Genomic DNA, 24,014 nt, shown 5'->3' with positions numbered 1-24,014 from the left:
GGATATGGGGAATAAATCGTCACTGGACTGTAACATGCGCTCTCCCCGGCAGCCAGCGATGACTAGAGCGAACAGAACAGACGATGTGTGACCTGGGGTTCATCGAACACCGGGCGAAATCCCAGATTTTCATAAAACGACCAGGCCGTTGACGGCGCATGGGTGTTGAGGAAATCAAAGCTGGTGCCTGAGTGGGTAATAACCGAGACCAGTAGCTGATGCCCGATCCCCTGCCGGCGGTGGCTCTCACCAATGTATAAATGGCGGATGCGTCCGGCCCGCATCTGCTGGCTAAAAGGGTCGATATTCAGTCCGCAAACGCCGACCAGCTGCCCATGCGCAAAGGCCCCCAGCAGCTTTTCTCCAGGTGCGTCAAAGCGGTTTTTCCCACTCTGCCAGTTCTCCGCCAGGCGGCGAAGCATATTCAGATTTTGCGCCAGGCTTTCGACTCGCAGCGCCGTAAAACCTGGGTCATCTGGGGTTACTGCGGCAATCAACAGCGGTGCCATGGTTTTCTCCATCGGGTTAGCCTGTAGAGGGGCGGTTTCCCGCCCCTCCCAGGTGCGACTTGAACCTGAATCAGCGGAACTGCTTCAGGACTGCATCAAGCAGTTGCAACACAGCAACTATGAGTTTCAGGATCAGAACAACGATATCCACTCCGCCCATACGCGTCTCCTCTGGTTCAGGAGCACGACCGGCTGGCGTACCTTTCCGCCGCCTGTTGCCAGCCAGGGTATACCCGTCATATTTCAGGCGCGGCCTGTCGGCTACAGCCCAAGTTATTCAGGGTATTTGTTGACGTAACACAGTGTGCTCTTCTGGGGTTAAGGCACTGACGGCACCACCCGTTTCAGCCAGGACTTCATTGCGCCGGTAAAAGTGCGGCCCCCAGATGTCACTCTGCGTACCCCATCAGTATAGAATGATTACTGTATAAATGAACAGTATATTTTGGACAAATCTGCGAGTGCGATCCATACTCTAGATCAGCAAAAACCGTCGTGAAATTGCGCCTTCTTCGTCGATCGCGTATACTTTTGTCGTTGACGTAATACAGTGTATTCGCGACTACCAACCGCAAAGACACCATTCAAAAGACCTCGCCGTGCGCGGGGTTTTTTGTTTTATCCCTCCGCAAATTAATGTGATCCTTCACGCAGTTTCTCGTGGTTGAAAATAAATCCGTTGTGAAATGGCAAAAGCTGTGTTTGTATAAATTCATTCACTTTTTTAAGACAACAGGTCCCTAATGAACGCATCCATCCTGACTTCGACTCTACTACTAACCGCGCCTGCCGCGGTGGTCGTCGTGTCTGTGGTGGTCGTCGTCGGCAACGCGCCGTAGGGTCCGGAACAACACGAATTCCAAACCCCGCCGGCGCAAACCGAGCGGGGTTTTTCGTTTAAGAGCCCCGCCCGGATACGCTAAGTAATTCGGGTTGCAGGAAGGCGGCAAGTGAGCGAATCCCCAGGAGCGTACATAGGTACGTGACTGGGGTGACCAAGCGCAGCCAACGCACCAGCAACGTGAAGTACGACGCGTAAAGTCGGCCCAGAATAAAAGGACTGGAGCATGGCAAGTTCGGGCACAACATCACAAAAAATGCGCTTCACTGGCGCACAGTTAGTCGTTCATTTACTGGAGCGTCAGGGGATCACCACGGTCAGCGGCATTCCGGGCGGCTCCATTCTTCCCATTTACGATGCATTAAGCCAAAGCACGCAGATCCGCCATATTCTGGCGCGTCACGAGCAGGGGGCGGGGTTTATCGCCCAGGGCATGGCGCGCACTGAGGGCAAACCGGCGGTGTGTATGGCCTGTAGCGGCCCGGGGGCCACCAACCTGATCACCGCGATCGCCGACGCCCGCCTGGATTCGATTCCGCTGGTTTGCATTACCGGCCAGGTTCCGGCTTCGATGATCGGCACCGACGCCTTCCAGGAAGTCGACACCTACGGTATTTCTATCCCCATCACTAAGCACAACTACCTGGTGCGCAATATCGCTGAACTGCCTCAGGTGATGAGCGACGCGTTTCGCATCGCGCAGTCCGGACGACCGGGGCCGGTGTGGATAGATATTCCTAAGGATGTGCAGGCGGCGACCATTGAGCTGGATGTCCTGCCGGAACCCGGAACCCGCATGGCGGCCCCGGAGTTCGACAGCGCCAGCGTGCGCGAAGCGGCGGCGATGATTAACGCCGCACAGCGTCCGGTACTCTATCTGGGCGGCGGGGTCATCAACGCTCCTGAGCAGATTCGCCAGCTGGCGGAGAAAGCCAACCTGCCGACCACCCTGACCTTAATGGCGCTGGGGATGCTGCCGAAAGCGCACCCGCTGTCGCTGGGCATGCTGGGGATGCACGGCGCGCGCAGTACCAACTTTATTCTTCAAGAGGCTGATTTACTGATTGTTTTAGGTGCGCGTTTTGATGACCGGGCGATTGGTAAAACCGAGCAGTTCTGCCCGAACGCGAAGATTATTCATGTTGATATCGACCGCTCAGAGCTGGGTAAAATCAAGCAGCCGCACGTGGCGATCCAGGGCGACGTTGCCGAGGTGCTGGCTCAGTTGATCCCACAAGTCGAGGCGCAGCCGCGCAGCGAATGGCTGCAGCTGGTGGCGGATTTGCAGCGTGAATTCCCCTGCAACATCCCGCAGGAGAAAGACCCGCTCAGCCATTATGGTTTGATTAACGCCGTGGCCGCCTGCGTTGACGATGAAGCGATCGTGACCACTGATGTGGGCCAGCATCAAATGTGGACCGCTCAGGCTTATCCGCTGAACCGTCCGCGCCAGTGGCTGACCTCCGGCGGGTTGGGTACGATGGGCTTTGGTCTGCCCGCGGCGGTTGGCGCGGCGCTGGCGAACCCGCAGCGCAAGGTTATCTGCTTCTCTGGCGACGGCAGCCTGATGATGAATATCCAGGAGATGGCGACGGCGGCGGAAAATCAGCTGGATGTGAAAATCATCCTGATGAATAACGAAGCCCTGGGGCTGGTTCATCAGCAGCAGAGCATGTTCTATAAGCAGGGCGTGTTTGCCGCCACCTACCCGGGAATGATCAACTTTATGCAGATCGCCGCCGGCTTCGGCCTGCAAACCTGTGATTTAAATAACGAAGCCGACCCGCAGGCGGCGCTGCAGGCGATTATCGACCGCCCAGGCCCGGCGCTGATCCATGTGCGTATCGATGCTGAAGAAAAAGTGTATCCGATGGTACCGCCGGGTGCGGCCAATACTGAAATGGTGGGGGAATAAGCCATGCAACAACCAACTCATGAAAACGTTATTCTACAGCTCACCGTGCGCAACCATCCTGGCGTGATGACCCACGTTTGCGGCCTGTTCGCCCGCCGCGCCTTCAACGTGGAAGGCATTCTTTGCCTGCCGATTCAGGACAGCAATCAGAGCCGCATCTGGCTACTGGTCAACGACGATCAGCGCCTCGGGCAGATGATTAGCCAGATCGAAAAGCTGGAAGACGTTGAGAAAGTGGTGCGCAACCAGTCCGACCCATCCATGTTCAGCAAAATTGCGGTGTTCTTTGAGTAATTGATATCATCGTCCGGACAGGACGCTCCCGTCCGGACGATGATATGGATGACGTAATGCTTGAACGTTTTGAATATATTTACCTGCAGTTTCCCGGGGCAACAGTAGTTGAATTACAAACATTAATGGCGCAATTGCATCTACTTGAATTCCCCATAGACGTTTTACCTGCTGCTTATCTTTCATTACTGTCAGAAAGCAATGGTGGCGGATTTATGTGCGGTAAAAGGGAGTATCAGCTATTTTCTACAACAGAGGTTATTCAAAATTATGCTGGTTATCGCTTCGCAACCTATATGCCTTTTGCATTACCTTTCGCGCTAGATGGTTGTGGGAATTTTTATCTTTTTGACCTCAGAACTGGTAATGATGAAAGAATATATTATACGGCTGCCGGGAATATGGGCTGGCAGGAGGATGAGGTATTTTTTATCGCAGATAATTTTGTTGAGCTGCTGAAACAGAAAATACCTCTGTGGGGATAGCAACTTTCCGAGCTAGTTGGATATCTTATTATATTCATCCAAAGATGAAGCTTTAGATTTTTTATCCATCTTATCAGGCCACTTTACTTCACGGCCATAAATGCCCACTTTCGTATTAACGGACATATCTAATAACGCATCGTTGAAATTCATATAGTTACTAATCCATAGCCACAGCTTGTAATTATGCATAAATAGCGCGTCCGTACCTGCATCGGTCGATATCAGGTTAAAGGAATCGATCATAGTGGTGCTGACGCTGGAGTCATAAACGATGCAGCGAATGGTAGAATATGATGAGTGCTTATTGCGTGAATATATACTGATGGCTTGTATCTGGCTCCAGTCATACTCTTTGCATTCGGGTTTAGTTCGCTTATAAAAAGGACGATGCCACCAGAAGGTATAGGTTAATTTATAAGTAATACTGTACAAAACATAATCGTAAACATAGACCTTGCCGGTCTTTCTGTTAAAGCGAACCGGATAGTGTCGGGGAGCGAAGATAAAATAATTTACGACAGCCGCGAAAACAAACGTCATGAAAAGTATAATAAAAAATGCAAAATGCAGTAAAAGCTGATCGTCTGCTCTGGACTCCCAGGTTTCAACATATCGCTCAAAATTGGATGCTGTGTCATATAAGAGAAACAACACTACACCAAAGCATAAAATAATCACAGGTAAGAAAAACACAACACCCAGAATATTCATCCCATAAAATGAAGTGTAGTTACGCGTTATCTCGCAGTAGTCATCATTGACATAAGCTAACTTCCCGCTGTGCGATAGCTTATCCGTTTTACTCTGTGTTGTTTTATTTATCTTATTGAGCTGGTGCTCATCGATCGTTTGTTTTGCTAAGTGAGGTCGTTGATGCATATATATTCCCTTGCTGATTCTTTAGGGACAATATCACGCAGACCACGCTCTGTACATAATATACTCAGTGAGCTTTGGCAGAAATAACCGTGATATATTTCACGTGTGAATAATTTTCAGATTTATATTGCGATTGTGCCAATAAGACATAAAAATTAAATATCTCTCCCGCCGTTTTGAATGACATGTTGGCTACGCAAGCCGGCGTGTCGTCAAGGCGGCATCCCCAGTCGCTACCTAAGTAAGCAACTGGGGGAGCAGAGGCAGCTTGAAGGATGAAGTTTATATCGTTAAGGTAAGCGCGTTTTTTAACCCGCCAGGAAACGCCATGACCACTATCGCCCTTATCGACGATCACCTTATCGTCCGCTCCGGCTTTGCCCAACTGCTGGGGCTGGAGGCGGATTTTCAGGTCGTCGCCGAATTTGGTTCCGGTCGCGAGGCGCTGGCGGGGCTGCCCGGTCGCGGGGTGCAGGTTTGTATCTGCGATATCTCGATGCCGGATATCTCCGGGCTTGAGCTGCTGAGCCAATTACCGAAAGGGATGGCTGTCGTCATGCTGTCGGTCCACGACAGCCCGGCGCTGGTGGAACAGGCGCTTAACGCAGGGGCACGCGGCTTTCTCTCTAAGCGATGCAGCCCGGATGAACTGATCGCCGCCGTACGCACGGTGGCGACAGGCGGCTGCTACCTGACGCCGGATATCGCCATAAAGCTGGCGGCCGGGCGGCGGGACCCGCTCACCAAACGCGAACGCGAAGTGGCGGAAAAGCTGGCGCAGGGGATGGCGGTAAAAGAGATTGCTGCTGAACTGGGGCTGTCGCCGAAAACCGTTCACGTCCATCGCGCTAATCTGCTGGAAAAACTCGGCGTCAGCAACGACGTTGAGCTGGCGCGCCGGATGTTCGATAGCTGGCAATGAAAGCGATTCTCTCCCAACTGCTCTCGGTAATCGGCTGTTTCTTTATCTTCTCCGCCGCCTGGTTCTGCCTGTGGAGCATCAGCCTGCATCTGGTGGAGCGTCCCGACCTTGCGGTATTGCTATTTCCCTTCGGCCTGCGTCTTGGCCTGATGCTGCAATGCCCGCGCGGCTACTGGCCGGTATTGCTGGGCGCGGAGTGGCTGCTTCTCTTCTGGCTGGCGCAGGAAGTGGAACTGGCGCACCCGATAATATTGATGACCGGAAGCCTGCTGACCCTGCTGCCGGTGGCGCTGATCTCGCGCTATCGCCACCAGCGTGACTGGCTGACCTTGTTGCGCCAGGGCGCAGCGCTTATCGCCGCCGCGCTGCTGCAATCGCTGCCGTGGCTGGCGGAAGGCAAAGAGGGGCTGAATGCGCTGCTGCTGACCCTGACCGGCGGCCTGACGCTGGCCCCGACCTGCCTGGTTATCTGGCACTATCTCACCAGTACAGTCTGGCGGCCGCTGGGGCCATCGCTGGTTTCGCAGCCGGTGAACTGGCGCGGGCGGCACCTTATCTGGTATCTGCTGCTGTTTACCATCAGCCTCTGGTTACAGCTCGGGCTGCCTGCCGAACTCTCGCGTTTTACCCCCTTCTGCCTGGCACTGCCGATCATCGCTCTCGCCTGGCACTACGGCTGGCAGGGCGCGCTGATTGCGACATTGATGAACGCCATCGCGCTGATTGCCAGCCAGACCTGGCACGATCATCCGGTTGATTTACTGCTTTCGCTGCTGGCGCAAAGCCTGATGGGGCTGCTATTGGGGGCCGGAATTCAGCGGCTACGCGAGTTGAATCAATCTCTGCAAAGTGAGCTGGTGCGCAACCAGCGTCTGGCAGAGCGCCTGCTGGAAACCGAAGAGAGCGTGCGCCGCGAGGTGGCCCGCGAGCTGCACGATGATATCGGCCAGACCATCACCGCGATTCGCACCCAGGCAGGGATCGTTCAGCGTCTTGCTCCCAACAACGCCAGCGTTCGGCAGAGCGGCCAGCTGATTGAGCAACTTTCGCTCGGCGTCTACGACTCGGTGCGCCGCCTGCTGGGCCGCCTGCGTCCTCGTCAGCTGGATGACCTCACTCTTGAACAGGCGGTACGTTCGCTGATGCGTGAAATGGAGCTGGAGGATCGCGGTATGGTCAGCCACCTGGAGTGGCGCATTGATGAATCGCTACTGAGTGAAAACCAGCGCGTCACCCTGTTCCGCGTCTGTCAGGAGGGGCTGAATAATATCGTCAAGCATGCTTGCGCCAGCGCCGTCACGTTACAGGGCTGGCAGCAGGAGCAGCGGCTGATGCTGGTTCTGGAGGATGACGGCTGCGGCCTGCCCCCAGGCTCCGGCCAGCAGGGCTTCGGCCTTACCGGCATGCGCGAGCGCGTGACGGCGCTGGGCGGTAGCTTAACCATCTCCTGCACCCACGGCACCCGCGTCTGCGTTAGCCTGCCGTTGCGTTACGCCTAAGGAATGATGATGTTTGCCTTTTTAAAATCCCCGCCGGACGCTCAACCGATAGCCGATAAACAGGCGCTGGACGAGCGCTATCGCTACTGGCGTCGGCATATTTTGCTGACCATCTGGCTGGGCTACGCGCTGTTTTACTTCACCCGTAAAAGCTTTAACGCCGCCGTACCGGAAATCCTCGCCAGCAACGTGCTGACGCGCAGCGACATCGGCCTGCTGGCAACGCTGTTTTACATCACCTACGGCTTGTCGAAATTTTTCTCCGGTATCGTCAGCGACCGCTCTAACGCTCGCTATTTTATGGGCATCGGCCTGGTCGCCACCGGCGCCGTGAATATCCTGTTTGGGTTTTCCACTTCACTGTGGGCCTTCGCGCTGCTGTGGGCGCTGAACGCCTTTTTTCAGGGCTGGGGATCGCCGGTCTGCGCCCGCCTGTTGACGGCATGGTATTCGCGCACCGAACGCGGCGGCTGGTGGGCGCTGTGGAATACGGCGCATAACGTTGGCGGAGCGCTGATCCCGATGGTGGTTGGCGCGGCGGCGCTGCACTACGGCTGGCGAACGGGGATGATGATTGCCGGGATGCTGGCGATCTTCGCCGGACTGTTCCTCTGCTGGCGGCTGCGCGATCGGCCGCAGGCAGTAGGGCTACCCGCGGTGGGCGACTGGCGGCACGATGAGCTGGAGATTGCCCAGCAGCAGGAAGGCGCGGGGCTGACCCGCAAGGAGATCCTCACCAAATACGTGCTGCTGAACCCCTATATCTGGCTGCTCTCCCTGTGCTACGTGCTGGTGTACGTGGTGCGGGCGGCGATTAACGACTGGGGCAACCTGTATATGTCGGAGACCCTCGGCGTCGATCTGGTGACTGCCAACTCAGCGGTGACCATGTTCGAGTTGGGGGGATTTATCGGCGCGCTGGTGGCTGGCTGGGGCTCAGATAAGCTGTTTAACGGCAATCGCGGGCCGATGAACCTGATTTTCGCCGCCGGAATTTTACTCTCCGTCGGCGGTCTGTGGCTGATGCCATTTGCCAGTTACGTAATGCAGGCAGCCTGCTTCTTTACTACCGGCTTCTTCGTTTTTGGCCCGCAGATGCTGATCGGCATGGCGGCAGCGGAGTGCTCGCACAAAGAGGCGGCGGGGGCGGCAACCGGCTTTGTTGGTCTGTTTGCCTATCTGGGGGCATCGCTCTCCGGCTGGCCGCTGGCGCAGGTGATGGAGATCTGGCACTGGACCGGATTCTTTGTGGTGATTGCCATTGCGGCAGGTATTTCTGCCCTGCTGTTGCTGCCGTTTTTAAACGCCCAGGCACCGCGCGAAGCGTGACCGACTTCACCTTTCTCAGTCGAATGGCGTAAAACTAAGAAATTTTCCCGGTTTCGCCTGGACGCTGTCTCAGGCGTGTCTCCTGGCTGATTTTTACAATGCCTGCCATTCGCAGGTATAAAAATTAGCTCGGGAGTGTCAAATGCTGGCCTTTCTAAACCAGGTGCGCAAGCCGACCCTGGATCTGCCGCTCGAAGCGCGGCGCAAAATGTGGTTCAAACCGTTCATGCAGTCGTACCTGGTGGTTTTCATCGGCTACCTGACCATGTACCTGATCCGTAAGAACTTTAACATCGCGCAGAACGACATGATCTCCACCTACGGGTTGAGCATGACGCAGTTGGGGATGATTGGCCTCGGCTTCTCCATCACCTACGGCGTGGGTAAAACGCTGGTCTCCTACTACGCCGACGGCAAGAACACCAAGCAGTTCCTGCCGTTTATGCTGATCCTCTCCGCCATCTGTATGCTCGGCTTCAGCGCCAGCATGGGCGCGGGGTCGACCAGCCTGTTCCTGATGATTGCTTTCTACGCCCTGAGCGGCTTCTTCCAGAGCACCGGCGGTTCGTGCAGCTATTCGACCATTACCAAGTGGACGCCTCGGCGTAAGCGCGGCACCTTCCTTGGCTTCTGGAATATCTCCCACAACCTCGGCGGCGCGGGCGCGGCGGGCGTGGCGCTGTTTGGCGCCAACTACCTGTTCGACGGCCACGTCATCGGTATGTTTATCTTCCCGTCAATCATCGCGCTGATTGTGGGCTTTATCGGCCTGCGCTTTGGTAGCGACTCCCCGGAATCCTACGGCCTCGGCAACGCTGAAGAGCTGTTTGGCGAAGAGATCAGCGAAGAAGACAAAGAGACAGAAGAGAACGCCATGACCAAGTGGCAGATCTTCGTCGAGTACGTGCTGAAGAACAAAGTTATCTGGCTGCTGTGCTTCTCTAATATCTTCCTGTACGTGGTGCGCATCGGTATTGACCAGTGGTCTACCGTCTACGCTTTCCAGGAGCTGAAGCTTTCTAAAGAAGTGGCGATTCAGGGCTTTACCCTGTTTGAGGTGGGCGCACTGGTCGGCACGCTGCTGTGGGGTTGGTTGTCGGATCTGGCGAACGGACGTCGCGCGCTGGTGGCCTGCGTTGCGCTGGCGCTGATTATCGCCACGCTTGGCGTTTATCAGCACGCCAGCAACCAGTACGTTTACCTGGCATCGCTGTTTGCGCTTGGCTTCCTGGTGTTTGGCCCGCAGCTACTAATCGGCGTTGCCGCCGTGGGCTTTGTGCCGAAAAAAGCCATTGGCGCTGCCGATGGGATTAAAGGCACCTTCGCCTATCTGATCGGCGACAGCTTTGCCAAACTGGGCCTCGGGATGATTGCCGACGGTACGCCGATTTTCGGCCTCACCGGCTGGGCGGGCACCTTTGCCGCTCTGGATGCGGCGGCGATTGCTTGTATCTGCCTGATGGCTATCGTCGCGGTCTTTGAAGAACGTAAAATCCGCCGCCAGAAAAAGACACAAACTTTGCAGACTGCCTGAGTCATTGGGTGTGAGTCACTTTGCCCGGCCTTTGCGCCGGGCTTTTTTATGCTTCCTGCTGGGCCGTCTGGTGCAACAGCTCCCGCAGCCACTGCTGCGCCGGGTCGCGATGGCTGCGTTCGTGCCAGGCCATGCTTTTGGTAAAACCTGGAACAGGCAGCGGCGGCGGCGAGATTTTCATCCCTGATGCCATCTTCGCCAGCCGACGCGGCACCACGGCTATCATATCGCTGACCGCCAGCACCTCCGGCAGGACCAGAAAACTGCTCACCGACAGCCCAACTCGCCGGGAACAACCCAGCGTCGCCAGCGCATCATCGGTGACGCCGCGAAAACTATCGCCCTGCCAGGAGACCAGCACATGTTCCAGCTCGCAGAATAAATCCAGGGTCAGCGGCGCGGCAGCCTGCGGGTGATCCGCGCGCATCAGGCACACGTACTCTTCCTGATACAGCGCCCGGCTGTGCAGATCCGGCGGCGTAGAGTGCGGAGTCAGCAGCGCGATATCCACTTCGCCGCGCTCAGTCTGGGCGAACAGCGTGGTAGGCGATTCCGGAATAATGCGCACGCGGATGCCCGGAGCCAGCGGCTTCAGAGCCGCGATAAACGGCACGATCACCGCTTTCAGCGCATAGTCGGTGGCGGCGATAGTCCAGGTGAAATCGGCATTGAGCGGTTCGAAAACGGCGGGCTGCAGCAGGGCTTCGGCATCGGTCAGCAGCTGTTTGACCGGTGAGGCCAGCGCCTGAGCGCGCAGGGTCGGCACCATCCCGTGCGGGGCGCGAATAAACAGCGGGTCGTTAAAGGCTTCGCGCAGCCGGGTCAGCATACCGCTCACCGCCGGTTGGGTGAGCGAAAGCCGCGTCGCCGCTCGGGTGACGCTGCGTTCATCGAGCAGCGCGTCCAGCGTTTTCAGCAGGTTAAGATCGAGGTTTCTGATATCAGATTTCATGATAGCTATCCGCAGCCGCGATAAGTCACATTATGGTACGTCCGACAGTCGACAGCAGGCAAATTCCCATTATGATAGTGGGGCTGCGATTAAGTGAGAGGATGCATGATCTGGTTAGGACTGGCCACGCTGATAGTGGTATTTGTTGTGGGATTTCGGGTGCTTACCTCTGATTCACGCCGTGCAATTCGCCGTCTGAGCGAACGATTAGGGATTACGCCGGTGCCGCTGGAATCGATGATCGATCAGCTGGGAAAAACCGCCGGTCACGAGTATCTGCGCTACCTTGAGCGGCCTAATGAAGCGCATTTGCAAAATGCCGCTCAGGTGCTGCTTATCTGGCAGGTGGGGATCGTTGATGGCAGCGAGCAGAACCTGCACTACTGGTATCGGTTGATGCAAAAGGCCCGCCTTGCGGCACCGATTACCGAAGCGCAAATCCGCCTCGCGCAAGGTTTCCTTCGCGAGCTGGAGCCGGAAATCAGCGAGCTGCATGCTCTGCAAGAACGCTATAACACGCTGTTTTTACCGGAAGATGGCGTCCACTGGCTGCACTGATATCACTATCTGTAATGATGTTTATAAAAGATGGTGATTCGATTTATATCACTCTCCGGCGCATAGTTGACCTCGTTAAAACACACACTGACGAGGTCCACCATGCAACAGCCATCGCAACAAAGCGCCATCATCTGGCCGCAAGATTACCTGCCGGGCACCACCGATAACTTCGCTTCCAACGAAATCATCGTTAGCGGCCTGACGGCGGCACAAATCTGGGCGCAGCTTGACGATACTACCCTGTGGCCGGGCTACTACAGCAACGTCGCCGATATCCGTTTTCACGACGGCAGCGGCCCGAAGCTGAGCGCCAACGCCCGCTTTCGTTTCTCCACTTTCGGCTTCCCGATTGAAGCACAGGTCACCGAGTACGTTCCACCGGTCGCCGGACAAGCAGCGCGCGTGGCCTGGCACGGCTGGGCGGAAGGCGATGAGACTACGCGCCTCGACGTGATCCACGCCTGGCTGTTTGAGGATTTACCCGGTAACCGGGTGCGTATTTTGACCCAGGAGTCGCAGAAAGGCGTACCGGCGCAGGAGCTGGCGCGAACCGTACCCAATCCGATGATAAACGGCCATCAGGAGTGGATTTGCGGTCTGGCGACGGCGGCGCGTAAGGCTAAATAATCGATAGTGGCCCAGAGTAATCTATTACGCCAGCACCTCTAGCCCATGTTTTTGCACGATGTTGAGTAATTTCAGCGCCAGCCCACCGGGGCGTTTTGCCCCGCTTTCCCATTTTTGGATCGTGGAAACGCTGGTGTTCAGATAGCGCGCAAAAACGGGCTGGCTGACGTTGAAATGCTCCCGCAGAGCCTTAATTTCACCAGGTTGAAGATCGCTTACGTTGCTGAGACAGGCTTCATCGAAGCTGCGCATTGTCTCCTGTGGAATGGCATCAACACTGTACAAACCCGCAGCGGCGCTATGGATAGCTTCAAAAGCTGGGCTTTTGAATTTAGTTCTTGCAATCATGACAAATCTCCACCAATTCTTTTCGCTTAACCAATGCGGCCATTTTCTCCTCGCTGAGAAGGGAATAATGCCTGGCTAACTCACGGAATGCCGCTAGCTCTCGATTATCGATATTGGCGATATCCTGTTTGGCGTATAAAAACGTGTAAAACCAATGCTCAGCCCCCTTTGCCAGGATAATTGCGCGATCGCGATTCTTATTGAGGCGTTTTTTGTAAACCCCGCCACCAAGGTTATCTGCTTTTCCCTGAATGGTTGCCTCAATCGCTGTACATAATTCATCATCATCAATCGCATGGGTTCGGGCTTCCCTGGTAAACCATTTAGTTTTGAAAACACGCATCGGCTGACATCCTGTAACCTTAAATATAGCACCAGGTGCTATAATATTTCTTCCTCTTACTCTTCTTAAATACCTAAAAACACGTTTTTCTGATTATGCGAGCAGCCACGCAAGCGCTTTGAAAAGCCTGAAAAGTTGTCAAAACGTTAAATTCGTCACATTTAAAATGTTACACTGCGCGGCTTCTCCGTATTCAACCCTGCAGGTAACTTATGACTCCTTCGAATGCATCCACGCCACACGCTAGCCCGGCAGCGCGGCCAAACTGGTCGGCGGTCTTCGCGGTGGCCTTCTGCGTTGCCTGCCTGATTACCGTTGAATTCCTGCCGGTGAGCCTGCTCACGCCGATGGCGCAGGATTTGGGTATTTCTGAAGGCGTCGCCGGGCAATCGGTCACCACCACCGCGTTCGTGGCGATGTTTGCCAGCCTGTTTATCACTTCGATTATTCGCAGCACTGACCGCCGCTATGTAGTGATTCTGTTTTCAGTCTTGCTGACTGTCTCCTGTCTGCTGGTCTCCTTTGCCAACAGCTTTGCGTTACTGCTGGTGGGACGCGCCTGCCTTGGCCTGGCGCTGGGCGGCTTTTGGGCGATGTCGGCGTCGTTGACCATGCGGCTGGTGCCGATGCGCGTGGTGCCCAAAGCGCTATCGGTAATTTTTGGTGCAGTGTCGATAGCATTAGTGATCGCCGCGCCGTTGGGCAGCTTCCTTGGCGGGATTATCGGCTGGCGTAACGTTTTTAACGCCGCGGCGGTAATGGGCGTGGTGTGTACGATTTGGGTGCTGAAGGCGCTACCTTCGCTGCCGGGCGAGTCGTCGTCGCAGCAGCAAAATATGCTCGGCCTGCTGAAGCGTCCCGGTGTGATGGCCGGGATGTGCGCCATCTTTATGGCCTTCGCCGGTCAGTTCGCCTTCTTTACCTATATTCGCCCGGTATATATGACCCTCGCGGGCTTTGACGTTGACGGCCTGACTCTGGTGCTGCTGAGCTTCGGTATCGCCAGCTTTGTTGGTACCTCGCTCTCTTCCATGCTGCTCAAGCGCTCGGTAAAAACAGCGCTGGCGGTTGCGCCAGTAATGTTGGCTATCAGCGCTGCGGTGCTGGTGCTGTGGGGCGAAAGTAAAATCGTCGCATCGACGGTGGCGGTTATCTGGGGCTTTGCCTTCGCGCTGGTGCCGGTAGGCTGGTCAACGTGGATCACCCGCTCCCTTTCCGATCAGGCAGAGAAAGCCGGGTCGATTCAGGTGGCGGTGATCCAGTTAGCCAATACCTGCGGCGCGGCGGTCGGCGGCGTGGCGCTGGACCATCTCGGCCTGCTGTCGCCGCTGGTGATTTCCGGTACTTTGATGCTGCTCACCGGCCTGCTGGTGGCGACGAAAGTGCGGATTTCATCATAAATATTCGCCCCCCGACGGCGCAGTGCTCGCCGGGGGATAATGTTCAATCTACCTGTTTTATCATCATAATCAGTCCCCCACCTGCCAGCGCGATAACGGCCAGGATAGGCAGGATGGGCAGGTACTGGTTACCCACCACGCTAAACAGAATCGCGCCTAATACGGGCCCAAGAATTTGCGCGCCAGTATTGGCAAAATTCAGGATGCCGAGGTCTTTTGCCGAGTTTTCGGGATTAGGCAGCACCTCCAGATTCAGTGCCTGATCGACCGAAAAGAAAATCCCCGAACCAATACCCGCAATAACTCCGTACCAGATCATCGCGGCGGGCTGCCCGTAAATAAAAGGGATCACCGTCCCGGCGGCAATCAACACGGCGGCGAGAAACACCGGTTTTTTGCGAGTGCGTAGTTTGTCGGAAATCGGGCCGGAAATAGGCGCAAAGATCAGCGCGGTTATCATCGTGGCGACCCCCGCCAGAGAAATATACTTCCCGGCATCGGCGCTATTGAGCCCCATTCCGCTGGTCAGGAAAAAGAGCTGATAAACGCTAAAAGCGGTAATGGTGATGGCAATCAGCATCTTGCCAAACAGCGCCAGGTAAAAGTCGCGCGCATTGCGTACCGGAAAAATAAAGTACTGGGCAAAGTTGCTGCGGTCGATTTTTTGCCGCGGCATGCCGAGGCTGGATGGCTCTTTGATGATGACTGCCGCAATCGGGCCGGAGAGCAGCATCGCCACCGCCAGAACGTAATAACCGGTATTGACCAGCTCTGGATGGCTATCGCTAAGAAAGAACCCGCCAACCACCGGGCCGCCGTACTGACCGATAATGAAACCTGCCGCATAAATGGAGGAAATTAACCCCCGGTGTTTTGGCGCGATGCGGTCAGCAATGACGGCAATCAGCGGTGCAACGACAAAGTTTATAAAGGTCTGTAATAAGCACCAGAGAAGGATAAAAATCCACAGTTGCTCTTTGGTTTCAATCATTCCCAGACCCACCATCACCAGGGCGGTCAGGACCGAACCGGATAAAATCCACGGAGTCCGACGGCCCCAGCGGGAGCGCGTGAGGTCAGACAGCGCGCCGATAATAATGGTGGTAATCGTTGAGGTGACCGCGCCAAGAGTGCCAAGCAGAGCAAGAAAATTATTAACCTCTGAACCCCCGCCGATAATTCGACTGAGCTTGGCCGGGTTCAGAACGGAATTGAGTCCCATAAATGGAGCCAGCCACAGCAGCGCGCCGATTCCGACGGCAAGACCTAAAAGTACAGGAGGTTTCGGCTGTTTTTCATTACTGACTGACGCAGACCACCCACCCAAATTAATGGTTTTATCGGTGCTATTCGTGTTCATTAGAGTAAACCTTTTATTTTAAAGGTAGTGTTTATACCCGTCATACTTCAAGTTGCAGGTGTGTTGACTGCGCTCGTTCACCCGAATCACTTACCAGAGTAAGCTCATCGGGATTCACTCCCTTGCCGCGTTACTCGGCCTATGGCCTCGCCCCTTCGGGGCCAGCGCAAGCGCTGTTCAAGGCACAAGTGCCTTGTCCTGCAACTCGAATTATTTAGGGTATATTAAAATTCAAGTGCCACTGGAGTTGCTGCTTTTATCCGGAATAAGCTTGATATAATTATTTCTGTATCGCCGAGGGGAGACCCCACAGTGGCGACGAAAAATTCTTGAGAAATAAAAGGCATCGTTATATCCGCTTAATTGTGCAATATCAGAGATAGACAGCACGGTATTTTGCAGCATATTTTTAGCGCGATATATCCGCTGTTCTTCTTTCCATTCATTAATGGTCTGCCCGGTCTCTTCGCGGAACAAATGAGACAGACGAGACGGCGACAAGCAGACCTGCGCGGCGAGGTCGGCGATGCTCAAATCCTCGGTGATATGCCGGTTCAGATAGAGACAGACCTCTTCCACCCTGGCATCGCGCGTTTTCTTTTGTGTATCTTCCTGTAGTCGATAACAATTCAGGATGATACGTTCAAGGACGTTCATCGATATCGCCTCTGACAGCGCGTCGCCTTCAGAAAAGAAGGTAATCGCCTCGCTGAACAGCGTCTTCATTAATTCACCATCGTGCTCACTTTTTAACGTAAGTTTGCCTGGTTCACCCTCGCTACCTTGCCAGGTGAGCCAATTATGCCAATAAGGACGGGGAATAAAGTAAATCCAAAAGTGATCCCAGCAATCGCTGCTTTCATCTCGCCCATAATGATGCGGCACACCGGGTGGAAAAATGAGTAAGTCATTTTTTTCGCAGGTAATGTATGTGCCTTCTTTGGTTTTTACCCACGCTTTTCCCCTCACGGTAATATTAATAATATACCCTTCCATTCCGTCCGGACGGTCTATCGGGGTATCGAGAGGACCGCTGCGGATAACCGGTGTGAATCCAGCCACCAGATACGCATCAAAGGTAAAACACATACACCACCTCGCGAAAATTACCGTGATTTCACAAACAACCGCATGCCCCAGGCATCAATCTCAACGCGTTCTCCCTGATGATACCGTTTCCCGCTCAGTGGTTCCGTCACTTCGGCCTCAGTACTGATTGTTGCAGGCGTGGCGCAATAATTGAAAACAAATTGCACCCCCTCGCCCTGGCTGTTTACGGCGCGGCGAACAACCAGCGGCCACTGATACTCTGGCGTAGAGGAGGCCAGCGGCGTATCTGATGAGAGCGCGCTAAACAGGTCAAATATCACCTTGCTGGAGGGCAAACAGCCAACATAGAGCGCTTGCCCTTTGCCGTAATTCGACAGCGTGGCGGCGGCATATTTTCCCCAGACCGGGTGGTCATAACGCAGCAGAACGGCGGTCTTTTCAGCGTTCGGCGTCAGCAGCTCCATCCACATTTCCGGGCGTTCATCAGGGGCGCAAATCAACGTCTCTGCTTCGGCCCGAAGCCCCACGTTTTCCGGAATGACGAACTGGCTATAGCTGACGCCGCAGCATTTATTCAGTATTGCAGGCTGGGTTTCAGCGCGCACTCTGACATTCTCATCACAAAATCCGGACTTAAAGCCAATCAGCACTTTGCCGCCGTTTTCAACAAACTGGTTGATACGCTCAAGCTGTTCATCGGTTGCACAGTAGAGCGCCGGGATAACCACGACCTTGTATTGACTGTTCTGCGGGTCAAGGGCGTTGATGATATCCACCGTGACATTATTGTCATAAAGCGCATCCCAGAACCGTCGCAGGATATCGTTGTAAACGTAATGACCGTGGTTGTTCAACCCGGGCTGCGGCGTATCGGGTTTAAACCAGTTCATGGCTTCCATCGCATCATTGCTGACCAGAATCGCAACATCGTTTTCCACGCGCAGTTCGTTAAGAACGCCGGACAACTGAGCCATCTCCTGACCGATAGTCATCGCCTCCTGGTAAGTAGGGCCCGGGGCGAAATCATGGCTGATAAGCCCTTTCCAGTAGGTTTCATAGGAGTTGTGGATGGAATGCCAGTGCCAGTAAGAAACCATGCTGGCGCCGCTGGCGATATGGCTAAAAGCTTGCAGACGCAATTGACCGGGCCACGGCGTCCATTTAGCAAATCCCTGGGCCTGCGTCTCCATAACATAATAGTTACGCCCATTTTTCAGGTTTCTCGCCACATCGCCGCTGAAAGCTATTTCCCGCCCGCTAAGATGATCCTGACCTGGGTGATAAACGTCGACGCTGACAACGCTCATTGCCTGCGCGGCAGAGAAATGATCGACCTGCGGCTGAAGGCCAAAAGAATAACCGCGCCATTCAAAATCGAAGTTTTGCGTAACAAACTGCTCTGGCCGCGCGTATTCCCGCACGATATCGGCCTGCCAGGCCAGATACTCCGCGACCTTCTCCCGACGAAAGCGGGCAAAAGCGCAGCCCAGGCTGGCGTTGATGGTGCTGGCGACAGGGGGAAAATCTTCCCAGCAATCAATGCGATTACTCCAGTACTCAAGCCCAAAGGCATCGTTCATCTGGCGGATATCCGGGAACTGTTTTTTCAATGATGCCTTAAACGCCGTCTCTATATATTCGCCGGTATTGTCATAATGCTTTGTTTCATTATCAACCTGATAGCCAATAATAGCCGGATGATGGCGAACATGATTAAGCAGAGCGCGAATAACCTTTTCGGCATGCTGAAGAAAATGCGGGTTAACGATATCCATAATCTGCCGACGACCATATTTTTCATGACCGCCTGGCGTGGTGACCAGCGCATCCGGGTGCTTGCGCGCCAGCCAGCCTGGGATGGCGTAGGTTGGCGTGCCGATAATAACGGAGATGCCCGCGCGGTGCATGGCGTCGAGCACGCGATCGATATGGTAGAAATTAAACCTATTCTCTTCAGGCTCCAGCGTGCTCCAGGTGGATTCCGCAATTCTGACAACGTTAATGCCAGCGGCAACCATCATCTCGATATCTTTTTCCAGGCGCTCCTCACGAATGTACTCATCGTAATAGGCCACACCATAATAAAGACCTGCCATATTTAGCTTTCTCCGTGGTTTCGTTATTCGCCAATGCTGGTGACTGGAATAGCGTTAATATATTCCGGGCGTGGAGAAAAAAGCTTAATGATCCGGCTGTCTTTCCTGAACAAATCCGTTGCCAGCAGTAAAGTGTGATCGGCATTACAGGATGGTCATATTTGCTAAAAAGAGCCGGATTTCGGTATGAGAACAGCGGGGAGTTATCGCAAGGATGACGAGATACCGCCGGGCGACGCGTTTATGCCGCCCGGGGAAAGATGGTGAAGTCTACGGACGTTCGCCGTTTGCCAGACGGGCGTTAATGGCGGCAATCACGCCTGGCAAATCCGCCAGCGTATCCACAACATAATGGGCACCAGCAGCGTACAGCTTCCCGACGGCATGCTCGCGGCGGGTGGCGATCTCTTCGGCGGTCATCTGCTGATACTCCTCCCAGGTGGCACCGAACTCGTTGCCGGAAACCGCCAGGCCCACGCTCCACATCCCGGCGTTTAATCCCTCGGTAATTCCCGGCGCGGAATCATCGACCTTGACGCAGTGGGCAACCGCATCGATCCCTAAAGCAATCACGTTCTGTAACGCCATCCACGGACCGGGACGCCCTCCGGCGGCGAGGTCATCAGTCGCCACCCAATAGTCTGGCGCATAGCCCTGCGCGGCGGCTGCGGGAACCAGTTTTTCCATCACCGGACGCGGGTAGCCGGAGCAGGAACCAATCTTCACGCCATCAGCCCGAAGCGCGGCAATCGTGTCGATAACCCCGGCGATCGGCGCGGAAAAATCGACGACTTTGGCGATTTGCAACGGCATAAAGGCGGCGTAAATTGCATCGATATCGGCGGCGGTCATCGCGCGACCAAACTTCGCCTGCCAACGAGTATCCACAGAAGGCAGTTTCCCCAACGCTTCAATGTGCTGCCATTTGCCGAGGCCCATTGGCACCCGAGCTTCTTCAAGGGTAATTTCCACATCAAAAGCCTGGCGGAAGGCTTCAACGAAAATCTGCGTTGGCGCAAAGGAGCCAAAGTCGACGGTAGTGCCTGCCCAGTCAAGAATCACGGCGTTAATACGGTTCATGGCGGTTCCTTAATGTTGCCAGTACATGGCGTTTTTGATGGCCGCCAGCAGGGCGGTAATGTCGGCGTCGTACACTTCACCGATGTTGCCGATGCGGAAGCAGTCGCTCTGCGATACTTTGCCCGGATAGATAACGAATCCCTGCTCTTTGAGCCGCTGATAGAAATCCTTAAAGCGATACTGCGGGGCTCTCGGGGAGTAAAAAGCGGTAATAATCGGCGAATGCAGGCTGTCATCGAGCAGCGGCTGGAAACCTAACTCGCGCATTCCCGCCACCAGACGCCGCTGATTCGTGCTGTAACGCTGGTGGCGCGCGCTCACGCCGCCTTCTTCCGCCAGCTCCTTCAGCGCCTGGGCGAAGGCCAGCACGGTATGGGTCGGCGAGGTAAAACGCCACTTGCCGTGATTATCCTCCATGCAGCGCCACTGGGCGTAAAGGTCCAGCGACAGCGAGCGCGAACGGCCTTTGCAGGTTGCCAGTTCAGCTTCCCGGGCGATGACGAACGCAAATCCCGGCACCCCCTGGATGCATTTGTTGGCGGAGCTGATCAGGTAATCGATATTCAGTTTAGCAATATCCATCGGGATACCACCGAAGCTGCTCATCGCATCGACGATATAGCGTTTGTCGTAACGCTGGGCGAGGACCGCGACTTCTTCGATGGGGTTAAGCATCCCGGTGGTGGTTTCGCTGTGTACCATGGCGATATAAGCGATCGCCGGGTCAGTTTGCAGGATCTGCTCGATCGCCACCACGTCCGGGCGAGAGACTTCGCCACAGTCGTAGGGGTGATACGCGATGCCCATCAGCTCCGCCATCTCGATCATCCGTGCGCCGTAGGCCCCGTTGCTGATAATCAGCACCTTGTCCTGAAGGCCGATAGCGCTGCCGAGCACCGCTTCGACCGCGTAGCTGCCGCTGCCTTGTAGCAACACCGAGGTGTAGCCGTCGGCTGGCGTCGCCAGCTCAACCAGCTGCTGGCGGATGAACTGGACCACGCCGAGATTGTAGTCGTCGTCCCAGGTACAGCTATCGAACAGCATCGCCTCTTTCACCGTACGGGAAGTGGTCAGCGGGCCGGGGGTCAGCAGCAGGTAATTGCGAGCAGTCATTTTTATCACCATTGGTCTATACCAGATGTTTTTTATGATGACGATCGTCGCCTGCAAAGGTCAAAGGAAAAGTGGCGCTGCAACAAAAAATTCATCTGATTATGTATAATGGCCGCATCAAATTTGGTCGCGAGCGAACATGAAATCACCCTCTGGCGAGACCCCGCAGTACCTGCTGATCAAGGCGCAGCTTCAGGCGCGTATTCAAAACGGCGCGCTGAAGAGCGGCGACAAACTGCCGTCCGAACGCGAGCTGTGCGCACTGTTCAATACCACGCGCATCACGGTGCGCGAGAGCCTGGCGCAGCTGGAGGCCAGCGGCGTTATCTACCGCGCCGATCGCCGTGGCTGGTTCGTGACGCCGGAGCGTCTGTGGCTGGATCCGACGCAGAATACCAACTTCCATAAGCTGTGCCTGGAGCAGGGGCGGGAGCCGAAAACGGTGCTGCTGGATGGGCGTTTAACTGCGGTACCGCTGGATGTAATGGCCCCGCTGGCATTGCAGCCGTTCGACCAGGTTTACCTGCTTACCCGCCTGCGCCACGCCGACGGACGGGCAATTTGCTACTGCGAAAACCACTGTCTGCCCACCAGGGTTCCGGAACTGCTACGCCACGACCTTAACGGCAGCCTGACCGAGATTTATCAGACTCATTATGATCTGATATATACCAGTATGCATTTGTCGTTCTGGCCGACCTCGATGCCGCCGCAGGCCGCCGAAGCGCTGGGAGTGATGGAAGGGCGTCCGGCACTGCTGCTGCGCCGCCTCAACTACGATCAGCACGGTCGAATTCTCGATTACGACATCGAATACTGGCGTCACGATAGCCTGCGTATCGAAGTCGATACTCATTGATTTTATTGGCTCCGCTCGTGGGTTTTCCCCGGGTCGCGGCTTCGCCTTACCCGGGCTACGGGTTCACCGCCGTCTACGATCGCGTAGCCCGGACAGGCGCGTCAAGCGCCGCCTCCGGGATCGGCTTCTGCGTTGAAATCCTCTGCACCATGCTTCCCGGTGGCACTGCGCTGATCGGGCTACAGGTACACAGCAGCCTGCTGGTTTGGTAACCCGGACAGGCGCGTCAAGCGCCGCCTCCGGAATCGGCCTCCGCGTTGAAATCCTCTGCACCATGCTTCCCGGTGGCACTGCGCTGATCGGGCTACAGGTACACAGCAATCTACTGGTTTGGTAGCCCGGACAGGTGCGTCAGCACCGCCTCCGGGATCGGCCTCCGCATTGAAATCCTCTGCACCATGCTTCCCGGTGGCGCTGCGCTGACCGGGCTACGGGATCGAGCAGCCTGCTGGTTTGGTAGCCCGGACAGGCACGTCAAGCGCCGCCTCCGGGATCGGCCTCCGCATTGAAATCCTCTGCACCATGCTTCCCGGTGGCGCTGCGCTGACCGGGCTACGGGATCGAGCAATCTGCTGGTTTGGTAGCCCGGACAGGTGCGTCAAGCGCCGCCTCCGGGATCGGCTTCCGCGTTGAAATCCTCTGCACCATGCTTCCCGGTGGCGCTACTGTATGACCGGGCTACGGGATCGAGCAATCTGCTGGTTTGGTAACCCGGACAGGTTCGTCAAGCGCCGCCTCCGGGATCGGCCTTCGCATTGAAATCCTCTGCACCATGCTTCCCGGTAGCACTGCGCTGATCGGGCTACAGGTACACAGCAGGCTGCTGGTTTGGTAGCCCGGACAGGTGCGTCAGCGCCGCCTCCGGGAAAAGCAACGCACTGCTGTTTTTTAACTCTTTCGACACACTTCATTCATCGTTTTGTCATAAACCCCCGGTAGCGTGAAACCCAACCTGGTATAGACCACTTAATTCACTTACCCGAAAAGGCTGACACGATGAAACTCTCCCGACTCGCTCTGCTATCCGCTATCGCCCTCGCCAGCGCCCCGGTTTGGGCCGATGGCGTGGTTACCGTCTATTCCGCTGACGGCCTGCACGATGGCGACAACAGCTGGTACAAAAATCAGTTCGATGCCTTCACCAAAGCGACGGGCATTAAAGTACAGTATGTGGAAGGCGGCTCCGGGGCGATTGTCGAGCGTCTGGCGAAAGAGCGCACCAACCCGCAGGCTGACGTGCTGGTGACGGTCCCGCCGTTCATTCAGCGCGCCGCCAAAGAGCAGCTGTTAGCCGAATTTAAGCCGCAGAGCAGTGAACAAATCCCCGGCGTCCACGACCGCTACTCGCCGCTGGTTAACAACTACCTGACCTTTATCTACAACAGCAAGCTGCTGAAAGCCGCCCCGGCCAGCTGGCAAGATCTGCTCGATAGCCGCTTCAAAAACAAGCTTCAATACTCCACGCCTGGCCAGGCGGGCGACGGCACCGCCGTGATGCTGCAGGCATTCCACAGCCTGGGTAGCAAAGACGCGGGTTTCGACTATCTCGGCAAACTTCAGGCGAACAACGTTGGCCCGTCGGCTTCGACCGGCAAGCTGACCGCGCTGGTCAATAAAGGCGAGCTGTATATCGCTAACGGCGACCTGCAAATGAACCTGTCGCAGATGGCGCGTAACCCGAACGTACAAATCTTCTGGCCGGCGGATGCCAAAGGCGAACGCAGCGCGCTGGCGCTGCCCTACACCGTCGGCCTGGTACAGAACGGTCCGAACAGCGAAAACGGCAAAAAGTTGATTAACTTCCTGCTCGATAAACCGGCTCAGACCAGCATCAGCGCGCTCTCCTAGGGGCTGCCGGTGCGTAGCGATGTCGCGCCGGAAGATGCCAACTTCAAAGCAGCAAAAGCGGCGATTAGCGGCGTGAAAAGCTGGGAACCGAACTGGGACGATGTGGCGGTTTCACTGTCGGCGGATATTGCCCGCTGGCATCAAGTGACGGACAGCGAGTAAACGTA

The 24,014-nt window shown here is 55.6% G+C and carries 25 protein-coding genes and 1 pseudogene; 14 read left to right on the top strand and 12 right to left on the bottom strand.

What is annotated here, in order from left to right; genetic code table 11:
* Positions 1 to 62 precede the first annotated feature (62 nt).
* Positions 63 to 509: a GNAT family N-acetyltransferase gene (locus ACMYSL_RS00460; RefSeq protein ID WP_434664323.1), complete on the bottom strand. Its 447-nt coding sequence runs from the start codon at positions 507 to 509 to the stop codon at positions 63 to 65.
* 70 nt (positions 510 to 579) lie between these two features.
* Positions 580 to 669, bottom strand: a complete 90-nt coding sequence (gene tisB / locus ACMYSL_RS00455) for a type I toxin-antitoxin system toxin TisB (RefSeq protein WP_182235358.1) — start codon at positions 667 to 669, stop codon at positions 580 to 582.
* A gap of 583 nt (positions 670 to 1,252) precedes the next feature.
* Between tisB and ivbL the strand changes: the two genes are divergently transcribed.
* The 4 genes from ivbL (at position 1,253) to ACMYSL_RS00435 (ending at position 4,044) form a co-directional block, all read left to right on the top strand.
* Positions 1,253 to 1,348, top strand: coding sequence for an ilvB operon leader peptide IvbL (gene ivbL / locus ACMYSL_RS00450; protein WP_112216085.1), 96 nt, complete (start codon positions 1,253 to 1,255; stop codon positions 1,346 to 1,348).
* Positions 1,349 to 1,576: 228 nt separating this feature from the next.
* Positions 1,577 to 3,265 (top strand): acetolactate synthase large subunit, encoded by a 1,689-nt coding sequence (ilvB, locus tag ACMYSL_RS00445; RefSeq protein WP_434661074.1) that lies wholly within the window; start codon positions 1,577 to 1,579, stop codon positions 3,263 to 3,265.
* Between the two features lie 3 nt (positions 3,266 to 3,268).
* The gene (ilvN, locus tag ACMYSL_RS00440) at positions 3,269 to 3,559 is read left to right on the top strand and encodes an acetolactate synthase small subunit (protein WP_110275937.1); all 291 of its coding nucleotides are present in this window, start codon (positions 3,269 to 3,271) and stop codon (positions 3,557 to 3,559) included.
* 44 nt (positions 3,560 to 3,603) lie between these two features.
* Positions 3,604 to 4,044, top strand: coding sequence for an SMI1/KNR4 family protein (locus ACMYSL_RS00435; RefSeq protein ID WP_434661073.1), 441 nt, complete (start codon positions 3,604 to 3,606; stop codon positions 4,042 to 4,044).
* A 12-nt stretch (positions 4,045 to 4,056) separates the two neighbouring features.
* On the opposite strand, the gene ACMYSL_RS00430 is transcribed toward ACMYSL_RS00435, so the two are convergent.
* On the bottom strand, positions 4,057 to 4,926 hold the full coding sequence (locus tag ACMYSL_RS00430) for a DUF6708 domain-containing protein (RefSeq protein WP_434661071.1): 870 nt from the start codon (positions 4,924 to 4,926) through the stop codon (positions 4,057 to 4,059).
* Positions 4,927 to 4,990: 64 nt separating this feature from the next.
* Positions 4,991 to 5,284, bottom strand: a complete 294-nt coding sequence (locus ACMYSL_RS00425; RefSeq protein ID WP_434661069.1) for a hypothetical protein — start codon at positions 5,282 to 5,284, stop codon at positions 4,991 to 4,993.
* Here ACMYSL_RS00425 and uhpA point away from each other — a divergent pair.
* The 4 genes from uhpA (at position 5,255) to uhpT (ending at position 10,210) form a co-directional block, all read left to right on the top strand.
* Positions 5,255 to 5,848 carry a transcriptional regulator UhpA gene (gene uhpA / locus ACMYSL_RS00420; RefSeq protein WP_142464207.1) on the top strand — a complete coding sequence of 198 codons (594 nt, stop codon included), beginning with the start codon at positions 5,255 to 5,257 and terminating at the stop codon, positions 5,846 to 5,848. The genes ACMYSL_RS00425 and uhpA overlap by 30 nt on opposite strands.
* Positions 5,849 to 5,865: 17 nt before the next feature.
* Complete coding sequence (uhpB, locus tag ACMYSL_RS00415) at positions 5,866 to 7,347, top strand: signal transduction histidine-protein kinase/phosphatase UhpB (protein WP_304261159.1); 1,482 nt, start codon at positions 5,866 to 5,868, stop codon at positions 7,345 to 7,347.
* 9 nt (positions 7,348 to 7,356) lie between these two features.
* Positions 7,357 to 8,676: an MFS transporter gene (locus ACMYSL_RS00410; RefSeq protein WP_434661068.1), complete on the top strand. Its 1,320-nt coding sequence runs from the start codon at positions 7,357 to 7,359 to the stop codon at positions 8,674 to 8,676.
* A 142-nt stretch (positions 8,677 to 8,818) separates the two neighbouring features.
* A complete protein-coding gene (gene uhpT, locus ACMYSL_RS00405; RefSeq protein WP_110275942.1) occupies positions 8,819 to 10,210 on the top strand; it encodes a hexose-6-phosphate:phosphate antiporter in 1,392 nt (463 codons plus the stop codon).
* 46 nt (positions 10,211 to 10,256) lie between these two features.
* On the opposite strand, the gene ACMYSL_RS00400 is transcribed toward uhpT, so the two are convergent.
* Positions 10,257 to 11,162, bottom strand: a complete 906-nt coding sequence (locus ACMYSL_RS00400; protein WP_434661067.1) for a LysR family transcriptional regulator — start codon at positions 11,160 to 11,162, stop codon at positions 10,257 to 10,259.
* A gap of 105 nt (positions 11,163 to 11,267) precedes the next feature.
* On the opposite strand from ACMYSL_RS00400, the gene ACMYSL_RS00395 reads away from it, so the two are divergent.
* Positions 11,268 to 11,720 carry a DUF1198 domain-containing protein gene (locus ACMYSL_RS00395; protein WP_112216093.1) on the top strand — a complete coding sequence of 151 codons (453 nt, stop codon included), beginning with the start codon at positions 11,268 to 11,270 and terminating at the stop codon, positions 11,718 to 11,720.
* Between the two features lie 102 nt (positions 11,721 to 11,822).
* Complete coding sequence (locus ACMYSL_RS00390; RefSeq protein WP_434661066.1) at positions 11,823 to 12,350, top strand: SRPBCC domain-containing protein; 528 nt, start codon at positions 11,823 to 11,825, stop codon at positions 12,348 to 12,350.
* 24 nt (positions 12,351 to 12,374) lie between these two features.
* Here ACMYSL_RS00390 and ACMYSL_RS00385 read toward each other — a convergent pair whose 3' ends face one another.
* Together ACMYSL_RS00385 and ACMYSL_RS00380 are read right to left on the bottom strand one after the other, a co-directional pair.
* Entirely contained in the window at positions 12,375 to 12,698 is a 324-nt protein-coding gene (locus ACMYSL_RS00385) for a helix-turn-helix domain-containing protein (protein ID WP_434661064.1), read from the bottom strand.
* Entirely contained in the window at positions 12,682 to 13,041 is a 360-nt protein-coding gene (locus ACMYSL_RS00380; RefSeq protein ID WP_181484380.1) for a type II toxin-antitoxin system RelE/ParE family toxin, read from the bottom strand. Before ACMYSL_RS00380 ends, ACMYSL_RS00385 begins: the two co-directional genes overlap by 17 nt.
* Before the next feature lie 212 nt (positions 13,042 to 13,253).
* On the opposite strand from ACMYSL_RS00380, the gene nepI reads away from it, so the two are divergent.
* Positions 13,254 to 14,441, top strand: a complete 1,188-nt coding sequence (nepI, locus tag ACMYSL_RS00375) for a purine ribonucleoside efflux pump NepI (protein WP_434661063.1) — start codon at positions 13,254 to 13,256, stop codon at positions 14,439 to 14,441.
* 43 nt (positions 14,442 to 14,484) lie between these two features.
* Here the strand turns inward: nepI and ACMYSL_RS00370 are convergent, their stop codons facing one another.
* From ACMYSL_RS00370 to phnW, 5 genes are all read right to left on the bottom strand, one after another.
* Entirely contained in the window at positions 14,485 to 15,801 is a 1,317-nt protein-coding gene (locus ACMYSL_RS00370) for an MFS transporter (RefSeq protein ID WP_182235364.1), read from the bottom strand.
* Between the two features lie 231 nt (positions 15,802 to 16,032).
* The gene (gene araC, locus ACMYSL_RS00365) at positions 16,033 to 16,890 is read right to left on the bottom strand and encodes an arabinose operon transcriptional regulator AraC (RefSeq protein ID WP_181484377.1); all 858 of its coding nucleotides are present in this window, start codon (positions 16,888 to 16,890) and stop codon (positions 16,033 to 16,035) included.
* Between the two features lie 17 nt (positions 16,891 to 16,907).
* A complete protein-coding gene (locus ACMYSL_RS00360) occupies positions 16,908 to 18,947 on the bottom strand; it encodes a beta-galactosidase (RefSeq protein ID WP_434661061.1) in 2,040 nt (679 codons plus the stop codon).
* Between the two features lie 270 nt (positions 18,948 to 19,217).
* Positions 19,218 to 20,027, bottom strand: coding sequence for a phosphonoacetaldehyde hydrolase (gene phnX / locus ACMYSL_RS00355; RefSeq protein ID WP_434661059.1), 810 nt, complete (start codon positions 20,025 to 20,027; stop codon positions 19,218 to 19,220).
* A 9-nt stretch (positions 20,028 to 20,036) separates the two neighbouring features.
* Positions 20,037 to 21,140, bottom strand: a complete 1,104-nt coding sequence (gene phnW / locus ACMYSL_RS00350; RefSeq protein WP_434661058.1) for a 2-aminoethylphosphonate--pyruvate transaminase — start codon at positions 21,138 to 21,140, stop codon at positions 20,037 to 20,039.
* Between the two features lie 139 nt (positions 21,141 to 21,279).
* Here phnW and phnR point away from each other — a divergent pair, with 139 nt between their 5' ends.
* The 3 genes and pseudogenes from phnR (at position 21,280) to phnS (ending at position 24,009) form a co-directional block, all read left to right on the top strand.
* The gene (phnR, locus tag ACMYSL_RS00345) at positions 21,280 to 21,999 is read left to right on the top strand and encodes a phosphonate utilization transcriptional regulator PhnR (protein ID WP_434661057.1); all 720 of its coding nucleotides are present in this window, start codon (positions 21,280 to 21,282) and stop codon (positions 21,997 to 21,999) included.
* Between the two features lie 5 nt (positions 22,000 to 22,004).
* Positions 22,005 to 22,211 (top strand): hypothetical protein, encoded by a 207-nt coding sequence (locus ACMYSL_RS00340; RefSeq protein ID WP_434661056.1) that lies wholly within the window; start codon positions 22,005 to 22,007, stop codon positions 22,209 to 22,211.
* Positions 22,212 to 22,995: 784 nt separating this feature from the next.
* Positions 22,996 to 24,009, top strand: a pseudogene (gene phnS, locus ACMYSL_RS00335) (2-aminoethylphosphonate ABC transporter substrate-binding protein).
* Positions 24,010 to 24,014 lie beyond the last annotated feature (5 nt).

The sequence above is a fragment of the Klebsiella sp. MISC125 genome (assembly GCF_051131775.1).
Lineage (GTDB): Bacteria > Pseudomonadota > Gammaproteobacteria > Enterobacterales > Enterobacteriaceae > Klebsiella.
Note: the sequence above shows the minus strand (reverse complement) of the source record. Positions and strands in the feature narration are given on the sequence as shown.